Consider the following 18,386-nt stretch of genomic DNA (forward strand, 5'->3'; position numbering starts at 1 on the left):
TGAGATTACTGTATATATTTACAGTATCTTATTCGGAGGCTTTTATGCGTATTGAAGTCACTGTAGCAAAAACCACTTCTCTTCCTGCTGGCGCAATTGATGCGCTCTCTTCTGAGCTGGTTAAACGTATCGACAAACAGTTCCCTGAATCCAGCAACAGCGTTTCGGTTCGCTATGCCGGAGGAAATAATCTGACGGTGATGGGCGGTGGCAAAGAGGCCAAAGATCGCATCACTGAAATTCTGCAGGAAACCTGGGAAAGTGCCGACGACTGGTTTATTACCGACTAGCGCTTTTCTCTCCTTTTTTGCCGTTGTTTGCCGGGTTTCGCCATCCGGCTTTTTTATCTTTTTTGCGCATTATTTGTTCATCGTTACCGCTTATTTAAAATCTTTAATCAAACTCTCTTCTCCTTTCGCCATAAATTTTCCGCCTGCGAGAATTAAAATCCCTGTTATAATTACTTTGCTCTATGAAAAAAAGCCGCATTGAACCTCGATAAATCACTTCGTTGTCATCATTAACACGAGTAATAAGGGGGTTATAATGGACAGAAACAAAGACGTAATCCAGACACATCCCCTCATTGGGTGGGATATCAGTACTGTAGATTCTTACGATGCCATGATGATCCGTCTTCATTCATTAACGTCGAACGAGCAGCAAAGTGAAGACGCAGAAGTCGGTCAGACTTACTGGTTAACCACCGATGTTGCCAGACAATTTATCTCCATTCTCGAAGCTGGCATAGCAAAGATTGAAGCAACAGACTACGTAGATCGCGATTATAAAAAGCATTAAATCCTGTTGGTTTACTCTCTAAGGCACCCTAAGGGTGCCTTTTTCATTCCTGCTACATTTTGCTATCCTGCACGGATTGCCTGATCAACAAAGGAACCGGTGCAGATGGTTTACGATTTAATTGTGGTGGGAAGTGGGTCGGTAGGTGCCGCCGCCGGCTGGTACGCAACGCAGGCCGGCCTGAAAGTGCTGATGATTGACCGTGCGCATCCGCCGCACAGCGAGGGTAGCCACCACGGTGAGTCACGCCTGATCCGCCATGCTTATGGTGAGGGTGCCCGCTACGTCCCAATGGTTTTACGCGCGCAACAGCTGTGGGATGAGCTGGAAACCGCCTGTGGTGAACGCATTATGCACCGCAGCGGTATCATCAATCTGGCCCCGGAAACCTCTGAATTTATTCGTAACGTCAGCCAGAGCGCGCAAGCCTTCTCCCTGAACGTTGAGACCCTTAGCGGTGAGCAGGTGATGACTCGCTGGCCGCAGATCACGGTCCCCGATGGCTATACCGGCATTTTTGAGCCGCAGTCCGGTTACCTGAAATCTGAAGTGGCGGTTCGCCAGCTGATCCGCCTGGCGCGCGAAGCCGGTTGTGCCCAGCTGTTCAACTGCGGCGTCGACGCGCTGGAAGAGCGTGATGGATTGCAGCATGTGCATACGGCAGATGGCACTTACAGTGGCCGTAAGCTGCTGCTGAGCGCCGGCACCTGGGTAAAAACCTTGCTACCCGAGTTGCCCATCACGCCAGTAAGAAAGGTGTTCGCCTGGCATCAGGCCGATGGCCGCTACAGTGAAAATAATAAATTCCCGGCATTTACCTGCGAAATGCCGGACGGCAGCCATTTTTACGGTTTCCCGGCGGATAATAACGCACTTAAAATTGGCCGTCATGACGGCGGTCAGCTGATTAGCGCACCTGAACAACGTAAACCGTTTGGTTCGGTAAAAGAAGATGGCAGCGAACTGTTTTCTTTCATTCGCCATTTCCTCCCGGGTGTTGGCGTTTGTCTGCGCGGCGAAGCCTGTACCTATGATAATACGGTGGACGAAGACTTTATTATCGACACACTTCCCGGCTCGCCCGATCGGCTTATTATTAGCGGGTTAAGCGGCCACGGATTTAAATTTGCCAGCGTATTAGGTGAGATTGCCGCTGGGTTTGCGCAAGAGAAAAATACCGAATTTGATTTATCGCCCTTCTCGCTTTCGCGCTTTAAATAATGTTTTCAGGCAATAAAAAACCGGGCCAGGCACGGTTTTTTATTGTCTGGCTTATCGGTTAACGCGACGCGTCAGCCTCTTTCTTCTGCTGACGAAGACGGAGCTTCTTCACCAGCGAGTGCGCCTCGGCTTCGGTGGCCACCGCAGGCGCCGATCCTGACAGCGGTTTACGGGCGGTTTCACGCAGCGTAAACACCGTCAGCACCCCAATCACACCAGCACCCATCAGATAGTAAGCCGGCATCATCAGATTGTGCGTTTTCTCCACCAGCCAGGTGGTGATCAGCGGTGTGGTGCCGCCAAACAGTGAAACGGAGAGGTTGAAGCCGATGGCCAGCGCGCTGTAGCGGATATCGGTAGCAAACAGCGCCGGTAAGGTGGCCGGCATCGAGCCGCTGAAGCAGGTATGGATCACCCCAAGGATAATCAGACCGAGGAACACCAGGTACAGATTGCCGGTGCCAATCATCATCATGCAGGGAATCGCCATCACAATCAGCCCGATTGCACCGGCCCAGATCACCGGACGACGGCCCAGACGGTCATTCCAGTGTCCCCAGAACAGCGTCAGCGGCATCATCACAAACATCACCACCAGGATCAGCAACAGGCTGCTGATTTCGCTCAGGCCGAGGATACCGGTCAGGTAGCTTGGCATATAGGAGGTCAACATGTAGTTCGACACGTTGAACAGCAGCACCAGGCCGATACATTTCAGCATCTGCTTACGATACTTGCTCAGCATCTGCCACAGGGTCAGACGGGGTTTGCTCTGCTCAAGGGCTTCCTGCTTCTCCATATGCTTCTGGAACGCCGGTGTTTCTTCCAGCTTCAGGCGGATATACAGACCAAACAGGCCCAACGGCGCGGCGATAAAGAACGGGATACGCCAGCCCCAGTCCAGCAAGGTCTGTTGCGGCATAGCGACGGTCAGGATGGTGACCAGTCCGGCGCCCAGCAGATAGCCGCCCAGGGTACCAAATTCGAGGAAACTGCCCATAAATCCGCGACGGTTATCGGTGGAGTATTCAGCAATAAAGGTCGCCGCACCGCCGTATTCGCCACCGGTTGAGAAGCCCTGCAGCAGACGGGCGGCCAGCAGCAGGATGGGCGCGAGAATACCTATTGAGGCATAGGACGGAATGATGCCGATACAAAAAGTACCGATAGACATCATGATCATGGTAATCGCCAGCACTTTCTGACGGCCGATTTTGTCACCCAGCGGGCCAAACACCAGTCCACCAATCGGACGAACCAGGAAGGCTGCCGCAAAGGCACCAAAAGTTGCCAGCAGCTGCGCCGAAGCATCCCCGCCCGGGAAGAAGACTTTCCCCAGGGTGACCGCCAGGTAGCTGTAGACACCGAAATCGAACCACTCCATGGCATTACCCAAGGCTGCGGCGCCCACCGCGCGTTTAAGCATGTCGCCATCAACAATGGTGATGTCGTCTACGGTCAGCTCTTTCGGCTTCTTGTGCCGTGAGAAAAGCTTCTTAAGCTTGTTATTTGAATCTGATGCAGTGCTCATACGGTCTCCGGAGTGACTGAATGTAGAGAGCAGCGTCATAGCTTTCGTTGCCGGGATGGAAGTAATGAAGGGAAAGAAAGCTATAAAGCAGCAGGATAAGACGATGATTTACACATAAGCAACATCTCTTTACGGTAACTGACTCTATACGACAGACCGGATTTTTTCAAGTTTGTGACCGTTATCGCTGAATTTATCCTCAAAAACCATACAGACCTCCAGAGAAATGCCGATTCTCAGACATCTGCGCCAGAGTCCGCAGACAAACTGCTGGTATCAGCTACTCATTTTCATTACGCCTTAAGCAGACACATCAAAAAATATTACTTATTTTAGCGGGTAACATTGACGAAAAGTGACAAATCACTGACGAATACTTAATTTAACATCAAATAAATAGACATTAATTCCCTCACTACGCCCCACCACCAACCCTTTACAAGCAAGCCACACAACATCACCCCAAGCCCGCAAAAACCAAATTTAGTGACAATAACCAGATATAAAATTCAATATTTCTGAATGACATTCACTATTTGTTTACTACGGGTAATTAGTTGTTGATTTTATGTTTTGAATTATCCAGTCTTGGCAAAAATTGATTGCAGGATGTAAACATGCGCTGGAAAAATACCCCCACCCGTTTTGGCACCGTCAGCGTCATGCTGCACTGGCTGGTGGCGATTGCCCTTTACGGCATGTTTGCGCTCGGCCTGTGGATGGTCACCCTCGGCTATTACGACAGCTGGTATCACCCTGCCCCGGAATTGCACAAAAGCATCGGCATCACCCTGTTTGCCGTCATGGTGTTGCGGGTGATCTGGCGATTTATCTCCCCGCCGCCAAAGCCGTTAAGCAGTTACTCCACACTGACTCGTGTGAGCGCCGTTGCGGTTCATCTGCTGCTGTACGGCATTCTGTTCGCCATATTCATTAGCGGTTATTTGATTTCAACCGCCGATGGCAAACCGATTGAGGTCTTTGGCGTGCTTTCCGTGCCGGCCACGCTGGAAGGCTTTGGCGAGCAGGCCGACCTGGCCGGCGATATTCACCTGTGGCTGGCCTGGAGCGTGGTGATCCTCTCCGCTCTGCATGGCCTGGCCGCCCTGAAGCACCATTTTGTCGATCGAGACAGTACATTGAAGCGGATGCTGGGTAGCCGCGTTGATTAACCTCTGAAAGGAACAGAACTATGTTGAATAAAAGCCTGTTAGCACTGACCACTGCCGCACTGCTGGCGAGTGCGGCAACCGCCTCAGCCGCTGACTATAAAATTGATAAACAGGGGCAACATGCCTTTGTCCAGTTCCGTATTCAGCACCTTGGCTATAGCTGGCTGTACGGCACGTTCAGAGACTTTGACGGCAGCTTCACCTTTGATGAAGCCGATCCGTCGAAAGATAAGGTCAATGTGACCATCAATACCAACAGTGTCGACACTAACCATGCGGAACGCGATAAGCATCTGCGCAGCGCGGAATTCCTTAACGTGGCCAAATTCGCTCAGGCAACCTTTGTCTCAACTGCGGTGAAAAAGGATGGCGACGAACTGGATATTACCGGCAACCTGACGCTGAACGGGGTCACTAAACCGGTGACGCTGGAAGCGAAAAAGCTAGGTGAAGGCAAGGATCCGTGGGGAGGTTATCGTGCGGGCTTTGAAGCCGAAACCAAAGTTGCGTTAAAAGATTTCAACATTAAAACCGATCTGGGGCCAGCCTCACAAGATGTGCAGCTGATGATCTCGGTAGAAGGGATTCGTCAGTAACTGACGGATAACCACCCGGCCGGATGTCTGACACCCGGCCGGATTGTATTACTCTGCTGAAGGGATTTTCAGCGTCATCGTGAGCTTGCCACGTGACTTATTAAACACCTTATTGCCATTTTCCCGGCCAGCACGGCGGGCGCGCTGTTCTTCAGGCGTTAATGCCAACTCTTCCATGCAGATTGGGCTACAGCATTCTTTATACTGCTCGGCACAGCTGGCGCACTGAATAAACAGCAAATGGCAGCCATCGTTTTTGCAATTGACGTGAGTGTCACAGGCGGCACCGCACTGGTGACAGTTAGCAATCACATCGTCAGAAATGCGTTCACCCATCCGCTCATCAAAGACAAAGTTCTTGCCCTTAAAGCGTACCGGCAAGCCCTGCTCACGCGCACGGCGGGCATATTCGATAATGCCGCCTTCAACGTGATAAACGTTTTCAAAGCCGTTATGACGCATCCACGCACTGGCTTTCTCACAACGGATCCCGCCGGTGCAATACATGACGATTTTTTTCTCTTTATCGTCTTTCAGCATCTCAACCGCCATTGGCAGCTGATCGCGGAAGGTATCGGCCGGGATTTCCATCGCATTATCAAAATGCCCCACTTCGTATTCGTAGTGGTTACGCATATCGACAAACACCGCATCCGGATCGTCTAGCATCGCGTTGACTTCGTTCGCCTTCAGATAGCCGCCAATATCGCTGGCATCGAAGGTGTCATCGGTAATACCGTCGGCGACAATGCGCTCACGTACCTTCAGGCGTAATACCCAAAACGATTTTCCGTCGTCATCCAGCGCGATATTCATGCGCAGATTATCCAGCGCCGGATGGAAAGCATACAGCATCGCTTTCATCGTTTCATACTGGCTGGCTGGCACGCTGATCTGGGCATTAATCCCTTCACTGGCAACGTAAACGCGCCCAAAGACTTTCAGCTTAGTCAGCGCAACATACAGCGCATCGCGGAAGGCTTTAGCATCGTCGAGGGTAAAATATTTATAAAAAGAGACTGTGGTACGCGGTTCGCTTTCGGCCAACATCCGCGCGCGCAGCTCTTCATTGGAAACAAGGTTATGTAACACTGGCATGGTGTACGTTCCTGCGTTCAATAGAGAAATTTTGCGGGCGCTATCATACCTGAATAGCAGAAAAATCAAACCGGAATCCGGTAAAACCGACGAAAAGGTCCGATGCGGCTGTGTTGACGGCTTCAGGTAAAAGCATGACCTGCTCAACGCGGTAAAAATATTTGCCTATAGTTAGCCTTTGTCCCTGACATTGTTAACCCACCGGAGAACCTGCATGAGCCAGCTTTTCAGTCCGATATCCCTCGGTAAGCTCACCCTTGAGAATCGTATCGCCATCGCACCGATGTGCCAGTATTCCGCCGACCACGGTAACGCCACCGCCTGGCATCGCATCCATCTTGGCCATCTGGCGCTTTCTGGTGCAGGCCTGTTGATCATTGAAGCCGCCGCGATTGAAGCCGCGGGTCGCATCACGCCGCAGGACCTGGGGTTGTGGAATGATGAAACTGAACAGGCGTTGGGTTCGGTGTTAAAAGACGTGCGTCAGCACTCCTCGATGCCGATTGGTATCCAGCTTGCCCACGCCGGACGTAAAGCTTCTACCGATGTGCCATGGCGCGGCGGCGGTTTCCTGCAGCCCGAAGCAGGCGGCTGGCAAACCTCTGCGCCTTCTGGCGTTCCGTTTAATCAGACCGACGGCACGCCAGTGGCGTTGACCAAAGCGCGCATTGATGAGATCAAACAGTCCTTTATCGACAGTGCTATTCGCGCCGATCGGCTTGGCCTGGATTTGATTGAAGTGCACGCAGCCCATGGCTATCTGTTGCATCAGTTCTTATCCCCACTGTCGAACCAGCGTGATGATATCTACGGTGGCTCGCTGGAAAACAGAATGCGTCTGACGCTGGAAATTTTCCGCGACGTCCGCCGCGTCTTCCCGGCAAACAAACCGGTTGGCGTACGCATTTCCGCTACCGACTGGGTGGAAGGCGGTTGGGATGTGGAACAATCCATTGCGTTAAGTCAGGCGCTGGAGGCTGAAGGCTGCGCGTACATCCACGTGTCGAGCGGCGGCCTGTCCCCTGCGCAGCAAATTAAGGTCGGGCCGAATTATCAGGTGCCCTTTGCCGCAGCGATTAAAAAAGCCGTCACGATCCCGGTTATCGCAGTGGGTATGATCACCGAGCCGGAACAGGCCGAAGCGGTGCTGGTTGAACAACAGGCCGATATGGTCGCGCTGGCGCGCGGTATGCTCTACAATCCTCGTTGGCCTTGGCACGCGGCGGCGAAACTCGGTGCGAAAGTGCAGGCACCAGAGCAATACTGGCGCTGCGAGCCTCATGAGGTCAAAGGGCTGTTTAAGCAGTAAGCCTTATAGGGGCCGCCATAGCCTGTTTATGCTGTTGGCGACCCAAATCAACTTACGACAGCGGGTTATTTCAATCTGTCCTTAATAAATGGCACAATAGGCCATAATTAAAAGTTCTTGGGCAGCATAATACTGCCCTTTTTATGCGATCTGGACACTCATGACTCAGCTGCCTCAATTTACGCGCGCGTTGTTGCATCCTCGTTATTGGCATACCTGGTTGGGTATTGGCTTCCTGTACCTGCTGGTCCTGCTGCCTTACCCGATCCTCTATTATATTGGCTGCGGCCTGGGACGCCTTTCAATGCGTTTCCTGCGTAAGCGCGTGAATATTGCTCACCGTAATCTGGAGCTGTGCTTTCCAACCATGCCGGAAGCAGAACGTGAAGCGATGGTAGTACGTAATTTTGAATCCGTTGGTATGGGACTGATCGAAACTGGCATGGCCTGGTTCTGGCCAAACTGGCGCATTAATAAGTGGTTCCACGTCAGCGGACTCGAGCACATCGATAAGGCACACGAAGACGGCAAAGGTATTTTACTGATTGGCATGCACTTCTTAACGCTGGAGCTGGGCGCCCGTATTTTCGGCATCCACAATCCCGGCATCGGCGTGTACCGTCCCAATGACAATGCGCTGCTGGACTGGTTACAGACCTGGGGCCGGATGCGTTCCAATAAAAGTATGCTGGATCGTAAAGATCTGAAAGGCATGATCCGCGCGTTAAAAAGCGGCGACATTATCTGGTACGCACCGGATCACGATTATGGTCCAAAGAGCAGCGTGTTTGTGCCGTTCTTTGGCGTCGATAAGGCCGCTTCGACCAAAGGTAGCTATCTGCTTATTCGCAGCGGTCATCCTGCGGTGATCCCGTTTGTGCCGCGCCGTCTGCCGCACGGCAAAGGCTATGAAATGGTGATCCTGCCCGAAGAGAAAGACATGCCGCTGGATGATGAAGCCGCCACGGCAGCCAGGATGAATCAGGTGATCGAACGCGGCGTGTTGATGGCGCCCGAGCAATATATGTGGCTGCATCGCCGCTTTAAAACCCGCCCCGCCGGTGAGTCTTCCCTTTATTAAATCTGATTGGTAGCAGGGTTTTCCTCGCCTGCTACCAAACTGAAACCCTTTTTCAACGCTGTTTCTTTTCCTTATCTCCCCCCTGTTAATGCAGATTTTTTGCGCGCATAATTAGCCTGCTAATAATAAAATCCACCCTACAGGTCCTACACTGAACTATGGCTACTGCTGACGTTCCGCTCTCCTCGATCAACTGGCAAAAAAATCTGTTTGTCGCCTGGTGCGGCTGCTTTCTGACCGGCATCGCCTTCAGCCTGGTGATGCCGTTCCTTCCGCTGTATGTCGAATTGCTGGGCGTTACCGACCCTCAGTCACTGAATATGTGGTCGGGACTGGTGTTCAGCATTACCTTCCTGTTTTCTGCCATTGCCTCCCCTTTCTGGGGTGGCCTTGCTGACCGTAAAGGCCGTAAGATCATGCTGTTGCGCTCTGCGTTAGGCATGTCTGTCGTGATGGTGTTGATGGGCCTGGCGACGTCAATCTGGCAGTTTCTGGCGCTGCGCGCGGTGCTGGGATTGTTGGGCGGGTTTGTGCCCAATGCCAATGCGCTGATAGCCACGCAGGTGCCCCGTAACAAAAGCGGCTGGGCGCTCGGCTGGCTCTCTACCGGTGCCGTCAGCGGCGCGTTGATTGGCCCGCTAATCGGCGGATTACTGGCGGACAGTTTCGGTTTGCGTCCGGTGTTCTTTATTACCGCTTCGGTTCTCTTCGTCTGCTTTATCATGACGCTGTTTGCCGTGCGCGAAGAGTTTGTGCCGGTGCAAAAAAAGGACATGCTGCACGCTCATCAGGTGTTTACCACCCTGAAAAACCCCAGACTGGTGCTGACGCTGTTTGTTACCACGATGATTATTCAGGTGGCCACCGGCTCAATAGCGCCGATTCTGACCCTGTACGTGCGGGATCTGGCCGGAGATATTCAGAACCTGGCTTTTGTCAGCGGGCTGATCGCCTCAGTGCCCGGCGTGGCGGCGCTAATCAGTGCACCACGGCTGGGGAAATTGGGCGACCGGATTGGCCCGGAACGGATCCTGGTGGCGATGCTGCTGGTGTCGGTGCTATTGCTGATCCCGATGTCGATGGTACAGAATCCGCTGCAGTTGGGTATTTTGCGGTTCCTGCTCGGTGCCGCAGATGGTGCGCTCCTTCCTGCGGTGCAGACGCTGCTGATTTATAACGCCAGCAATCAGGTGGCGGGACGAATATTCAGTTATAACCAGTCTTTCAGAGACATTGGCAACGTCACCGGCCCGCTAATGGGCGCTGCCGTGTCGGCTCACTGGGGATTCCGCGCCGTTTTCGTGGTGACCGGCTGCGTGGTGTTGTTTAACGCTATCTACTCGTGGATCACCCTGCGCCGTCGCGTCGATCGCAGTTCGATGCTGGATGAGTGAATCAGCTGGCAGGATCGCGCCGAGTTTGTACTCAATCCTGCCCAGCCCTTTTATTAACCTGCTGAAACGCCTGAACAAAATTCCTTTCATCTTTTTTTATCCTCAGATGTTTCCCCTCAGCAATCTTCGACTATCCTTTTTAAAACCTGAATCAGTTGTTATGGAGAAAAACCCACATGAGCATGTTCGCAACGCTTGAAGAAGCCATTGATGCCGCACGTGAAGAGTTTCTGGCTGCAAACCCGGAAATGGAAGAAGAGGACGCCTCAGTGGGCCAGTTCAACCTGCAGAAATATGTGATGCAGGATGGCGATATCATGTGGCAGGCCGAGTTCTTCGCTAACGAAGGCGATGAAGGGGAATGTTTATCGCTGCGTGGCGGCGAGGCTGCCCAGGCGATTTTTGATGACGATTTCGATGAGATTGAAATCCGTCAGGAATGGCTGCCTGAAAATACGCTGCACGAGTGGGATGAAGGTGAGTTCCAGCTTGAGCCGCCTACGGACACCGAAGAGGGCAAAGCGGCAGCGGATGAGTGGGAAGATGACAACAGCGAGTCAGAACGCTACCAATAGCCCCTGCTCCGGCCCTGTGTGCCGATCTAAGCGCAGAAGTAAGCCCGGCTGAGCTGCCGGGCTTTTTATTCGTAAGGACCGTGGTGCGCGTCGACAGGCAGCAACAGCGTATCCACCACCAGTGACAGCGGCAGATCGATAATGGTCAGAAAGCGCCATGGCGTGTCTCGCACATCCCACTGCACGCCAGGATAATACTGGTTGCCGTGTCCCTGCCCCGGAAACGTCCGGCTGATAATACTGCCGCAGCCCGTCAACAGCACCACGATCGCTCCCGTCAGAATGCCGCGGTAAATAAGCTTAATCATAACCACCTTTAACTGAAGAAAAACGCGCCATTGTAGAGTAACTGCGCAAACGCTATCTGGCAAAAAACGCAAAATTTCCGTAAGCGTAGCGTAAAGCGCCACCGACGTTGGGCATAAAAAAGGCCGGGAAACAATTCCCGGCCTTTTTACTTTTCAGCGTTTACACCGTTTCAGGCTTGGTGTTCTGCAGCGCCTGCGGATTCATTTTCAACGACTTGTAGTAATCGAACCAGTCGTGATACTTGTCAGCATGCGCCCACAAGCGGTAATGCATCCTCGACAGCGTCACCGGGTCGCTGATTAACGCCAGACGGCGATCGCGATCCAGCTTGGCCGGCGATTCACTGAGTGCCTGATCAACCTGGCGGTCACGGGCGAATTCCAGCACATCACTTTTCAGGTGGCGGGAGGTCGCTAACGCACTGGCCAGGGCGTTGAACGATGGGTCAAACACGGCGTGCATAAAGCCATCTTTCAGCGCGCGCTCACGGTTCACTTCCACGTAACGGTCGGTATCCACCAGCTCTTTCGGCGGATCGTACTCTTCCGGTATAAGGAACAGTTTGGCGCGTTTTGACGCAGCACCGGTCGTTGAACGGCTGGAGAACACCGACACGAATGGCGACAGGATCAGCGAGAAGACGATTGGCGCCAGCCACCACAGGAAGTTCAGGTCAAGCCAGCCCATTCCTGCAGCCCAGACAATACCCAGTGCCATCTGCGAACCGTGACGCTTGAAGGCTTCGCTCCATGGCGTTGCATCATCATCACGCTGCGGAGAGTTCCACACCACTTCCCAACCGAGGAATGCGCTTACCACGAACACCGTATGGAACAGCATACGTACCGGTGCCAGCAGCACCGAGAACAGCATTTCCAGGAACAGAGATACCGTTACGCGAACCACGCCACCGTAAGGCTTCGCCCCTTTAAACCAGACCAGCATGATGCTGAGCAGCTTCGGCAGGAACAGCAATACCATGGTGGTGGAGAACAGCGCGATCGCCAGCTCCGGACGCCACTGCGGCCAGACAGGGAACAGCTGCCGGGGCTGCAGGAAGTACTGCGGCTCCATCAGCGTGTGCACCACCTGCAACGCAGTTGACAGTGCCAGGAACATAAACCACAGCGGGGCCGACAGATAGGACATCACGCCCGTCAGGAACACCGCACGGTGAACCGGGTGCATCCCTTTCACCAGGAACAGACGGAAGTTCATCAGGTTACCGTGACACCAGCGACGGTCGCGCTTCAGCTCATCCAGCAGGTTAGGCGGCAGCTCTTCATAAGAACCCGGCAGATCGTAAGCAATCCACACGCCCCAACCGGCACGACGCATCAGCGCGGCTTCCACGAAGTCATGGGACATGATCGAGCCGGCGAATGACCCTTCACCTGGCAACGGTGCCAGCGCACAGTGCTCGATAAACGGCGCAATACGGATGATGGCGTTGTGCCCCCAGTAGTGGGACTCACCCAACTGCCAGAAGTGCAGGCCAGCGGTAAACAGCGGACCGTAGACACGGGTCGCAAACTGCTGACAGCGGGCATACAGCGTATCCATGCCTGACGCTTTTGGCGACGACTGGATAATACCAGCGTTCGGGTTGGCTTCCATCATGCGCACCAGACCGGTAAGACACTCACCGCTCATCACGCTGTCCGCATCCAGTACCACCATGTAGCTGTACTGGCTGCCCCAACGACGACAGAAGTCATCGATGTTGCCGCTTTTACGCTTCACACGGCGACGGCGACGGCGATAGAAAATGCGCCCTTCCCCGCCAACATCACGCACCAGGTCCATCCAGGCTTTCTGTTCCGCAATGGCGATATCCGGGTTGTAACTGTCGCTCAGAATATAGACGTCAAAATTCTTCTCTTCGCCGGTTCTGGCCACCGATTCCCAGGTAGCACGCACACCGGCGAAAACACGTCCAACATCTTCGTTACAGATCGGCACGATCAGCGCAGTACGGTGCTCCGGGTTGATAGGCTCATCGCCATTCAGCCCGTAGGAAATACTGTACTTATCCTTGCCGATCATCAGCTGCAGGAAGCCCATCAGCGCGGTCCAGAAGCCAGCGGAGACCCAACAGAACAGCACCGCGAACAGGAACAGGATCCCCGTTTGCAGCACGTAAGGCAGGATCTGCAGCACCGACTGCTGCCAGTTCTGGTTGATCATCTCCAGCGGATCGATCATCGCCCAGCCCTGGTAAGGCAGAATGGTTTTCATGTACCAGGTCGCGACAACGGTCTGTGCGATGGTCAACAACAGCAATATGTAGCGACGGATCGAGCCAACATGACGCCACTTATCTTCCTGTCGCTGTTCTTCAGGATCGGCATAACGATGAGTGGTTTTGCGGCCACGAACGGAATCCCAGGCGCGCGCAACCGGGTTGGTGCGCCAGGCTTCCGGGTACATGGAAGAGCGAGTATGGCGAGGCATGGCTTTCAGCGTGGTGCGGTCAAGTTCATCAGTATCGAACTGTTTCCCTTCCCCGACGGACTCCGGCCAGCTCATTTCGATACGCGACTTAACCGACTCCAGTGGCGCATCGTCAGGACGACACTCTACCGGGCCGCCATCTGCAAGCGACTGGTGCAGCTGGCTGAACGCCTCTTCAGGTTGTTCAGGCAGCGATTCACGCAGCGCCCCCTTCCGCTCGGCGGAAAGGGGCAGCGCATCGATATAGTCAGTGGGTAAAACTGTAGGCTTATTCATTGGCAGGCAACTGATAGCTCCAGGTTTCTGTCAGCGTCTTATCACCGCTCATCAGCGCAGCACGCATTTCGGTCGCTTGCTTGTTGTCTTTGACGCGTAAACGCATCATCAGACGCCAGCCTTTCGTTACCGGATTATAGCGTACGCTGTTTTCCACCAGCTCACCGTTGTTACCGATGCTGACCTGAGGCGTTACCTGGGTATTCTCCGGCAACTTGCTCATGTCCTGACCGGTGAAGTCCACCACGAAGGCGACCGTGCCATCCGGCTGGCGAACCAGGTTAGACTGCTTCACATCGCCCGTTGAGCGCAGCGTACTTTTCACAAACGCCACATCTGGCGAATGCAGCTGGCTCTCGTCGCGCGTGAAGTGCAGACGGTATTTAAAGTTCATCTCTTTGCCCGGATCCGGCAGGTTTTCCGGCGTCCAGAAAGCAACGATGTTGTCGTTGGTTTCATCCGCCGTTGGGATCTCGACCAGCTCTACGCGGCCTTTACCCCAGTCACCCTGTGGTTCGATCCAGCCACTTGGACGCAGATCGTAACGATCGTCCAGGTCCTGATACTGATCGAAATCACGTCCGCGCTGCAACAGTCCGAAGCCTTTCGGGTTCTCAACGGTAAAGGTGCTCACCGCCAGATGTTTCGGGTTGTTCAGCGGACGCCAGATCCACTCGCCGTTACCGGCATGGATAGAGAGACCGTTGGAATCATGTAACTGCGGACGGTAGTTGGTGTTTGGCGAAGGTTGGTTCGGCCCAAACAAGAACATACTGGTCAGCGGAGCCACGCCCAGCTTGCCCACTTTGTCGCGCAGATAGACTTTAGACTGCACGTCAACCGTGCTTTCTTTGCCTGGGGTGATCAGGAAGCGATAGGCTCCCGTCGCCCGCGGCGAATCCAGCAGCGCATAGATCACCAGGTGCTTATCAGACGGTTTTGGACGTTCAATCCAGAACTCTTTAAAGCGTGGGAACTCTTCGCCAGACGGCAATGCAGTATCAATAGCCAGACCACGAGAAGAGAGACCATAAACCTGGCCGGCACCAATCACGCGGAAGTAGCTCGCGCCCAGGAAGCTGGTGATCTCGTCATCTTTCTTGTTTTTACTGTTTAGCGGGTACAGCACTTTAAACCCGGCAAAACCGAGGTTTTTAACCGTTTCCGGATCGTGCTTTACGTTGCCAAAGTTAAAGTAATCAGGTGAATATTTAATCTGTCGAACCGTCGAAGCGGTGACTTCATTAATCTGCACCGGTGTGTCGAAGTACATTCCTTGATGATAGAACTCAAGCTTGAATGGGGTCTTCAGCTTACTCCAATAGGCTTTATCGCGATTGAACTGAATCTGCTGATAATCCGCATATTTCATGTCCCGCAACTGGGAAGGCAAATTGCTTTTCGGCGCTTCGTACCCTTTCCCTGCCAAATCTTTAGCCTGCTTTGCTACGTCATCAATGTTGAAAGCCCAGCTGGAGCTGGCATACATCGACAGCAAAACTGTTACGCCTAACCAGCGCAATCTCATCAGTTTTGGCTTATTTTTCATTTTAATCAGCACATCCCCCCCTTTCGTGTGCTTAAATCAATCCTATCCATCTTAATGGATTATTCAGCATTCCGACAGCTCGGCAATCATTTAGTTCCTCGTGTTACCTGCGCTAATCGCCTTATTCTCAAGAGTTTAATGGATCCAGATTAGCCTGATAGTATACCCGCGATTTCTACCTTAGAGTGAGCGTAAGGCTTTAGCGTGGCTCAGGGTGAGCCAACGCGTTAACGTGTTGAATACTGGATATATATGACTAAAAACACACAGGAAAGAGAATACTTTTTTGACTCGATCAGGGCCTATTTGATGCTGTTGGGCGTGCCATTTCACGTCTCCCTGATTTATTCCACCCAGATTTGGACGGTGAACAGCCCGGCCCCATCTGAGTGGCTGACCCTGTTAAATGACTTTATTCATGCTTTTCGTATGCAGGTATTTTTTGTCATTTCCGGGTATTTTTCCTACATGCTTTATCTACGATACAGTTCGAAGCACTGGCTGAAAGTCCGGCTTGAACGTGTCGGCATCCCAATGCTGGCGGCGGTTCCGCTGCTTACGCTGCCGCAGTTTTACCTGATAAAAGACTGGACCAGCAAGATTGGCGACTGGCATGACTTCAGTTTTTACCAACGGTTTAATGCGCTGGCGTGGAATTTAATTTCCCATCTTTGGTTCCTGTTGGTGCTGGTGGTATTGACCGTTGTCGGAATTTGGGCCTTTAAATGGCTGCGCGATGGCAAAGGCTCAAAAACAGACTATTCCGACATAAGCTGGAGCAAATTGTCCCTCGCCATCCTGCTTTGCAGCCTGGCCTGGGGAGCCATTCGTCGTCTGCTGTTTATTTTTGCCCCCGATTTGCTGGGCGATGGCCTGTTTAATTATGCGGTGATGCAGTCGCTGTTCTTCCTGCCTTTCTTTATGTTGGGCGCCATGTCGTGGAAGTATCCGGCGATTAAAGCCCTGTTCGTCAAACCGGTGCCCTGGACTTTTGTCGGTTCAACGCTGGCGTTTGTGGCTTACGTGGCTAACCAGACCTACAACAAAGGCGAAGGCTGGCTGTACGAGATTGATGCGGTGGTGTCGATGATGATGGGCCTGTGGATGGTGAACGTGGTGTTCTCGCTGGGACATCGCTTCCTGAACTCGCATTCCCCGCGTGTGACCTATCTGGTCAATGCCTCACTGTTTATCTACCTGGTGCACCATCCGTTGACCATTGTCTACGGCATCCTGTTCGTACCCGAGATCGGCAGCAACACCCTTGGCTTCTTTGCCGGATTGATCTTTGTGTTTGGTATCGCGTTTATGCTGTACGAAATCCATCTGCGCGTGCCGTTACTGCGTTTCCTGTTCTCAGGAAAACCCCTGCGCAAAAAGACTGCCGCTGAAAAAGTCAGTTAAAAAAAACGCCCGTTCATCTGCTGAACGGGCGTGTTATCACCTTAAAGTAGCCACTCAATCGGCAGCCGCCACACAAGACGAACCAGCAACCGCTGCATAAATCGCGTTCGGGGTTCATGCTTATGCACAATCTCTTTCTCCCCTTCTCCCGGATACTCCACCCAGTTTACCCGCCCCCACTTGTCCAGACGTAAGGTCCAGGCCCGGTCGCGCATCCGGGTGATAAACCGCTGGTGAATACTGGAGGCGAGGTATTCACTCTCAATTACGAAGCCCATTTCGGTGTTGAGCATGGCGGAACGCGGGTCAAAGTTGAACGAGCCGATAAACACCTTTTCGTTGTCGACGCTGAAGGTTTTCGCATGCAGGCTGGAACCTGAATTACCGGTTAATCCCCGGTCATGCGGCTTATCGCGATTATCGGTATGCGGTTTCAGCTCATATAAGGTGATGCCGTGGCGCAGCAACTTCTTGCGCCATTTGGCGTAACCGGCATGCACTACCGAGACGTCATTGGCCGCGAGAGAGTTAGTGAGAATGGCTATCTTAACCCCCTTGCGCACCAGCGACAGCAGCTGTGCCACGCCGGCTCGCGTTGGGACAAAGTAGGCCGAGATAATATCGAATTGCGTTTGGGGCTTGCCAATCACCTCCAGCATGCGTTGAGGCAACAGGCTCCCGGCTTTCGCCCGGCCTAATCCTTTACGCGGATCGTCACTCAGCAAGCGGGTGTTCGCCCAGATTAGCCGCAGATCGCCACTTTCCAGCTGCGCGACGAATGGCGAAGCGTGAATCCGTTCCAGATAGCGCTCAACCTGCGGGTCGCTGTGCCAGGCTTCTGGTAATGACACCGCACTGTTGGCCGCCGCGTCATCCAGCTCAACCACTTTGCTGAAGGGTTCAACCGCCCGGCTTTTCCAGTAACGTTCAAAGTCCTTCGTCACCTCGGCCACCACCGGGCCAATCGCCAGCACGTCGAGATCGGAAAACAGCGGCTCTTCTCCCGCACCAAAGTACTCATCACCCACATTTCGTCCGCCAACAATGGTGGCTTCGCCGTCTACGGTGAAACTTTTGTTGTGCATACGGCGATTGAGCCGGGCAAAGTCGGTGAGATAGCCCAGCGCTCTAAGCGTGCGGAACGAAAAGGGATTGAACAGCCGGATCGCGATATTCGGGTGCTTGCTGAGCTGGCTGAGGGTTTCATCCAGCCCCATGGTGTTGTTGTCATCCAGCAGCAGCCGGACCTTAACGCCACGTTCCGCGGCGTCCAGTACCGCGCTAAACAACAGTCGCCCGGACATGTCGTTCTGCCAGATGTAGTACTGAATATCCAGCGTGTGCTCGGCCATGGTCATCAGCAGATAGCGGGCCGCAAACGCGTCCAGGCCATCTTCAAGCGGGTGAATGCCGCTGTGGTCGGGATGATTGTCCACCAGCGGAGAGACGGCACGGGTCAGACGCGTCTGCGCAAAATCAGGCTCGTCAGGTTCGGGGGTATAGGCTTCGGCCATCAATGGTCCTTAGTTCGAAGGAAAGGTCCTGCTGGTTCTATTATCAATGCTGTTTGCCCGTATTGTCATGCGACTGTTCTGATTGCGGCCTGCAATGGCATT

16 protein-coding genes are annotated in these 18,386 nt (G+C 53.3%); 10 read left to right on the forward strand and 6 right to left on the reverse strand.

The window, feature by feature from the left end:
- Nucleotides 1-44 precede the first annotated feature (44 nt).
- The 3 genes from dinI (at nt 45) to solA (ending at nt 2,022) form a co-directional block, all read left to right on the forward strand.
- Nucleotides 45-290 (forward strand): DNA damage-inducible protein I, encoded by a 246-nt coding sequence (gene dinI / locus AC1UKS_RS13595; protein WP_013201648.1) that lies wholly within the window; start codon nt 45-47, stop codon nt 288-290.
- 256 nt (nt 291-546) lie between these two features.
- Nucleotides 547-801 carry a biofilm formation regulator BssS gene (gene bssS / locus AC1UKS_RS13600; protein WP_053145632.1) on the forward strand — a complete coding sequence of 85 codons (255 nt, stop codon included), beginning with the start codon at nt 547-549 and terminating at the stop codon, nt 799-801.
- Nucleotides 802-906: 105 nt separating this feature from the next.
- Complete coding sequence (gene solA, locus AC1UKS_RS13605; protein ID WP_482434034.1) at nt 907-2,022, forward strand: N-methyl-L-tryptophan oxidase; 1,116 nt, start codon at nt 907-909, stop codon at nt 2,020-2,022.
- A gap of 58 nt (nt 2,023-2,080) precedes the next feature.
- Here solA and proP read toward each other — a convergent pair whose 3' ends face one another.
- Nucleotides 2,081-3,553 (reverse strand): glycine betaine/L-proline transporter ProP, encoded by a 1,473-nt coding sequence (gene proP / locus AC1UKS_RS13610; RefSeq protein ID WP_265910128.1) that lies wholly within the window; start codon nt 3,551-3,553, stop codon nt 2,081-2,083.
- 617 nt (nt 3,554-4,170) lie between these two features.
- On the opposite strand from proP, the gene AC1UKS_RS13615 reads away from it, so the two are divergent.
- On the forward strand, nt 4,171-4,725 hold the full coding sequence (locus tag AC1UKS_RS13615; protein ID WP_265910126.1) for a cytochrome b: 555 nt from the start codon (nt 4,171-4,173) through the stop codon (nt 4,723-4,725).
- Between the two features lie 23 nt (nt 4,726-4,748).
- Nucleotides 4,749-5,321, forward strand: a complete 573-nt coding sequence (locus tag AC1UKS_RS13620) for a YceI family protein (RefSeq protein WP_482436987.1) — start codon at nt 4,749-4,751, stop codon at nt 5,319-5,321.
- A gap of 48 nt (nt 5,322-5,369) precedes the next feature.
- On the opposite strand, the gene trhO is transcribed toward AC1UKS_RS13620, so the two are convergent.
- Nucleotides 5,370-6,419 carry an oxygen-dependent tRNA uridine(34) hydroxylase TrhO gene (gene trhO / locus AC1UKS_RS13625; protein ID WP_013201642.1) on the reverse strand — a complete coding sequence of 350 codons (1,050 nt, stop codon included), beginning with the start codon at nt 6,417-6,419 and terminating at the stop codon, nt 5,370-5,372.
- Between the two features lie 214 nt (nt 6,420-6,633).
- Here trhO and AC1UKS_RS13630 point away from each other — a divergent pair, with 214 nt between their 5' ends.
- The 4 genes from AC1UKS_RS13630 (at nt 6,634) to AC1UKS_RS13645 (ending at nt 10,778) form a co-directional block, all read left to right on the forward strand.
- On the forward strand, nt 6,634-7,728 hold the full coding sequence (locus AC1UKS_RS13630; protein WP_482434036.1) for an NADH:flavin oxidoreductase/NADH oxidase: 1,095 nt from the start codon (nt 6,634-6,636) through the stop codon (nt 7,726-7,728).
- Nucleotides 7,729-7,888: 160 nt separating this feature from the next.
- Nucleotides 7,889-8,809 (forward strand): Kdo(2)-lipid IV(A) acyltransferase, encoded by a 921-nt coding sequence (locus AC1UKS_RS13635; protein WP_482434038.1) that lies wholly within the window; start codon nt 7,889-7,891, stop codon nt 8,807-8,809.
- Nucleotides 8,810-8,967: 158 nt separating this feature from the next.
- The gene (gene mdtG / locus AC1UKS_RS13640) at nt 8,968-10,203 is read left to right on the forward strand and encodes a multidrug efflux MFS transporter MdtG (protein ID WP_482434040.1); all 1,236 of its coding nucleotides are present in this window, start codon (nt 8,968-8,970) and stop codon (nt 10,201-10,203) included.
- Nucleotides 10,204-10,379: 176 nt separating this feature from the next.
- Complete coding sequence (locus AC1UKS_RS13645; protein ID WP_151037796.1) at nt 10,380-10,778, forward strand: MysB family protein; 399 nt, start codon at nt 10,380-10,382, stop codon at nt 10,776-10,778.
- Nucleotides 10,779-10,843: 65 nt separating this feature from the next.
- On the opposite strand, the gene AC1UKS_RS13650 is transcribed toward AC1UKS_RS13645, so the two are convergent.
- The 3 genes from AC1UKS_RS13650 to mdoG form a co-directional block, all read right to left on the reverse strand.
- Entirely contained in the window at nt 10,844-11,086 is a 243-nt protein-coding gene (locus AC1UKS_RS13650; RefSeq protein ID WP_013201634.1) for a YceK/YidQ family lipoprotein, read from the reverse strand.
- Nucleotides 11,087-11,246: 160 nt separating this feature from the next.
- Complete coding sequence (mdoH, locus tag AC1UKS_RS13655; RefSeq protein ID WP_105759273.1) at nt 11,247-13,817, reverse strand: glucans biosynthesis glucosyltransferase MdoH; 2,571 nt, start codon at nt 13,815-13,817, stop codon at nt 11,247-11,249.
- Nucleotides 13,810-15,348 (reverse strand): glucans biosynthesis protein MdoG, encoded by a 1,539-nt coding sequence (gene mdoG, locus AC1UKS_RS13660; protein WP_173585496.1) that lies wholly within the window; start codon nt 15,346-15,348, stop codon nt 13,810-13,812. Before mdoG ends, mdoH begins: the two co-directional genes overlap by 8 nt.
- A gap of 270 nt (nt 15,349-15,618) precedes the next feature.
- Between mdoG and mdoC the strand changes: the two genes are divergently transcribed.
- Entirely contained in the window at nt 15,619-16,770 is a 1,152-nt protein-coding gene (mdoC, locus tag AC1UKS_RS13665) for a glucans biosynthesis protein MdoC (protein WP_482434043.1), read from the forward strand.
- A 41-nt stretch (nt 16,771-16,811) separates the two neighbouring features.
- On the opposite strand, the gene AC1UKS_RS13670 is transcribed toward mdoC, so the two are convergent.
- Nucleotides 16,812-18,284, reverse strand: coding sequence for a phospholipase D family protein (locus AC1UKS_RS13670; protein ID WP_482434044.1), 1,473 nt, complete (start codon nt 18,282-18,284; stop codon nt 16,812-16,814).
- Nucleotides 18,285-18,386 lie beyond the last annotated feature (102 nt).

It is taken from the genome of Erwinia sp. AK-PDG3-5, assembly GCF_056821705.1.

Coding starts and splice junctions, on each gene's coding strand:
- bssS (WP_053145632.1), top strand. CDS start 547: ATGGACAGAAACAAAGACGTAATCCAGACACATCCCCTCATTGGGTGG.
- AC1UKS_RS13645 (WP_151037796.1), top strand. CDS start 10,380: ATGAGCATGTTCGCAACGCTTGAAGAAGCCATTGATGCCGCACGTGAA.
- trhO (WP_013201642.1), bottom strand. CDS start 6,419: ATGCCAGTGTTACATAACCTTGTTTCCAATGAAGAGCTGCGCGCGCGG.
- AC1UKS_RS13635 (WP_482434038.1), top strand. CDS start 7,889: ATGACTCAGCTGCCTCAATTTACGCGCGCGTTGTTGCATCCTCGTTAT.
- AC1UKS_RS13670 (WP_482434044.1), bottom strand. CDS start 18,284: ATGGCCGAAGCCTATACCCCCGAACCTGACGAGCCTGATTTTGCGCAG.
- AC1UKS_RS13650 (WP_013201634.1), bottom strand. CDS start 11,086: ATGATTAAGCTTATTTACCGCGGCATTCTGACGGGAGCGATCGTGGTG.
- mdoH (WP_105759273.1), bottom strand. CDS start 13,817: ATGAATAAGCCTACAGTTTTACCCACTGACTATATCGATGCGCTGCCC.
- AC1UKS_RS13630 (WP_482434036.1), top strand. CDS start 6,634: ATGAGCCAGCTTTTCAGTCCGATATCCCTCGGTAAGCTCACCCTTGAG.
- proP (WP_265910128.1), bottom strand. CDS start 3,553: ATGAGCACTGCATCAGATTCAAATAACAAGCTTAAGAAGCTTTTCTCA.
- AC1UKS_RS13615 (WP_265910126.1), top strand. CDS start 4,171: ATGCGCTGGAAAAATACCCCCACCCGTTTTGGCACCGTCAGCGTCATG.
- mdoC (WP_482434043.1), top strand. CDS start 15,619: ATGACTAAAAACACACAGGAAAGAGAATACTTTTTTGACTCGATCAGG.
- mdtG (WP_482434040.1), top strand. CDS start 8,968: ATGGCTACTGCTGACGTTCCGCTCTCCTCGATCAACTGGCAAAAAAAT.
- solA (WP_482434034.1), top strand. CDS start 907: ATGGTTTACGATTTAATTGTGGTGGGAAGTGGGTCGGTAGGTGCCGCC.
- dinI (WP_013201648.1), top strand. CDS start 45: ATGCGTATTGAAGTCACTGTAGCAAAAACCACTTCTCTTCCTGCTGGC.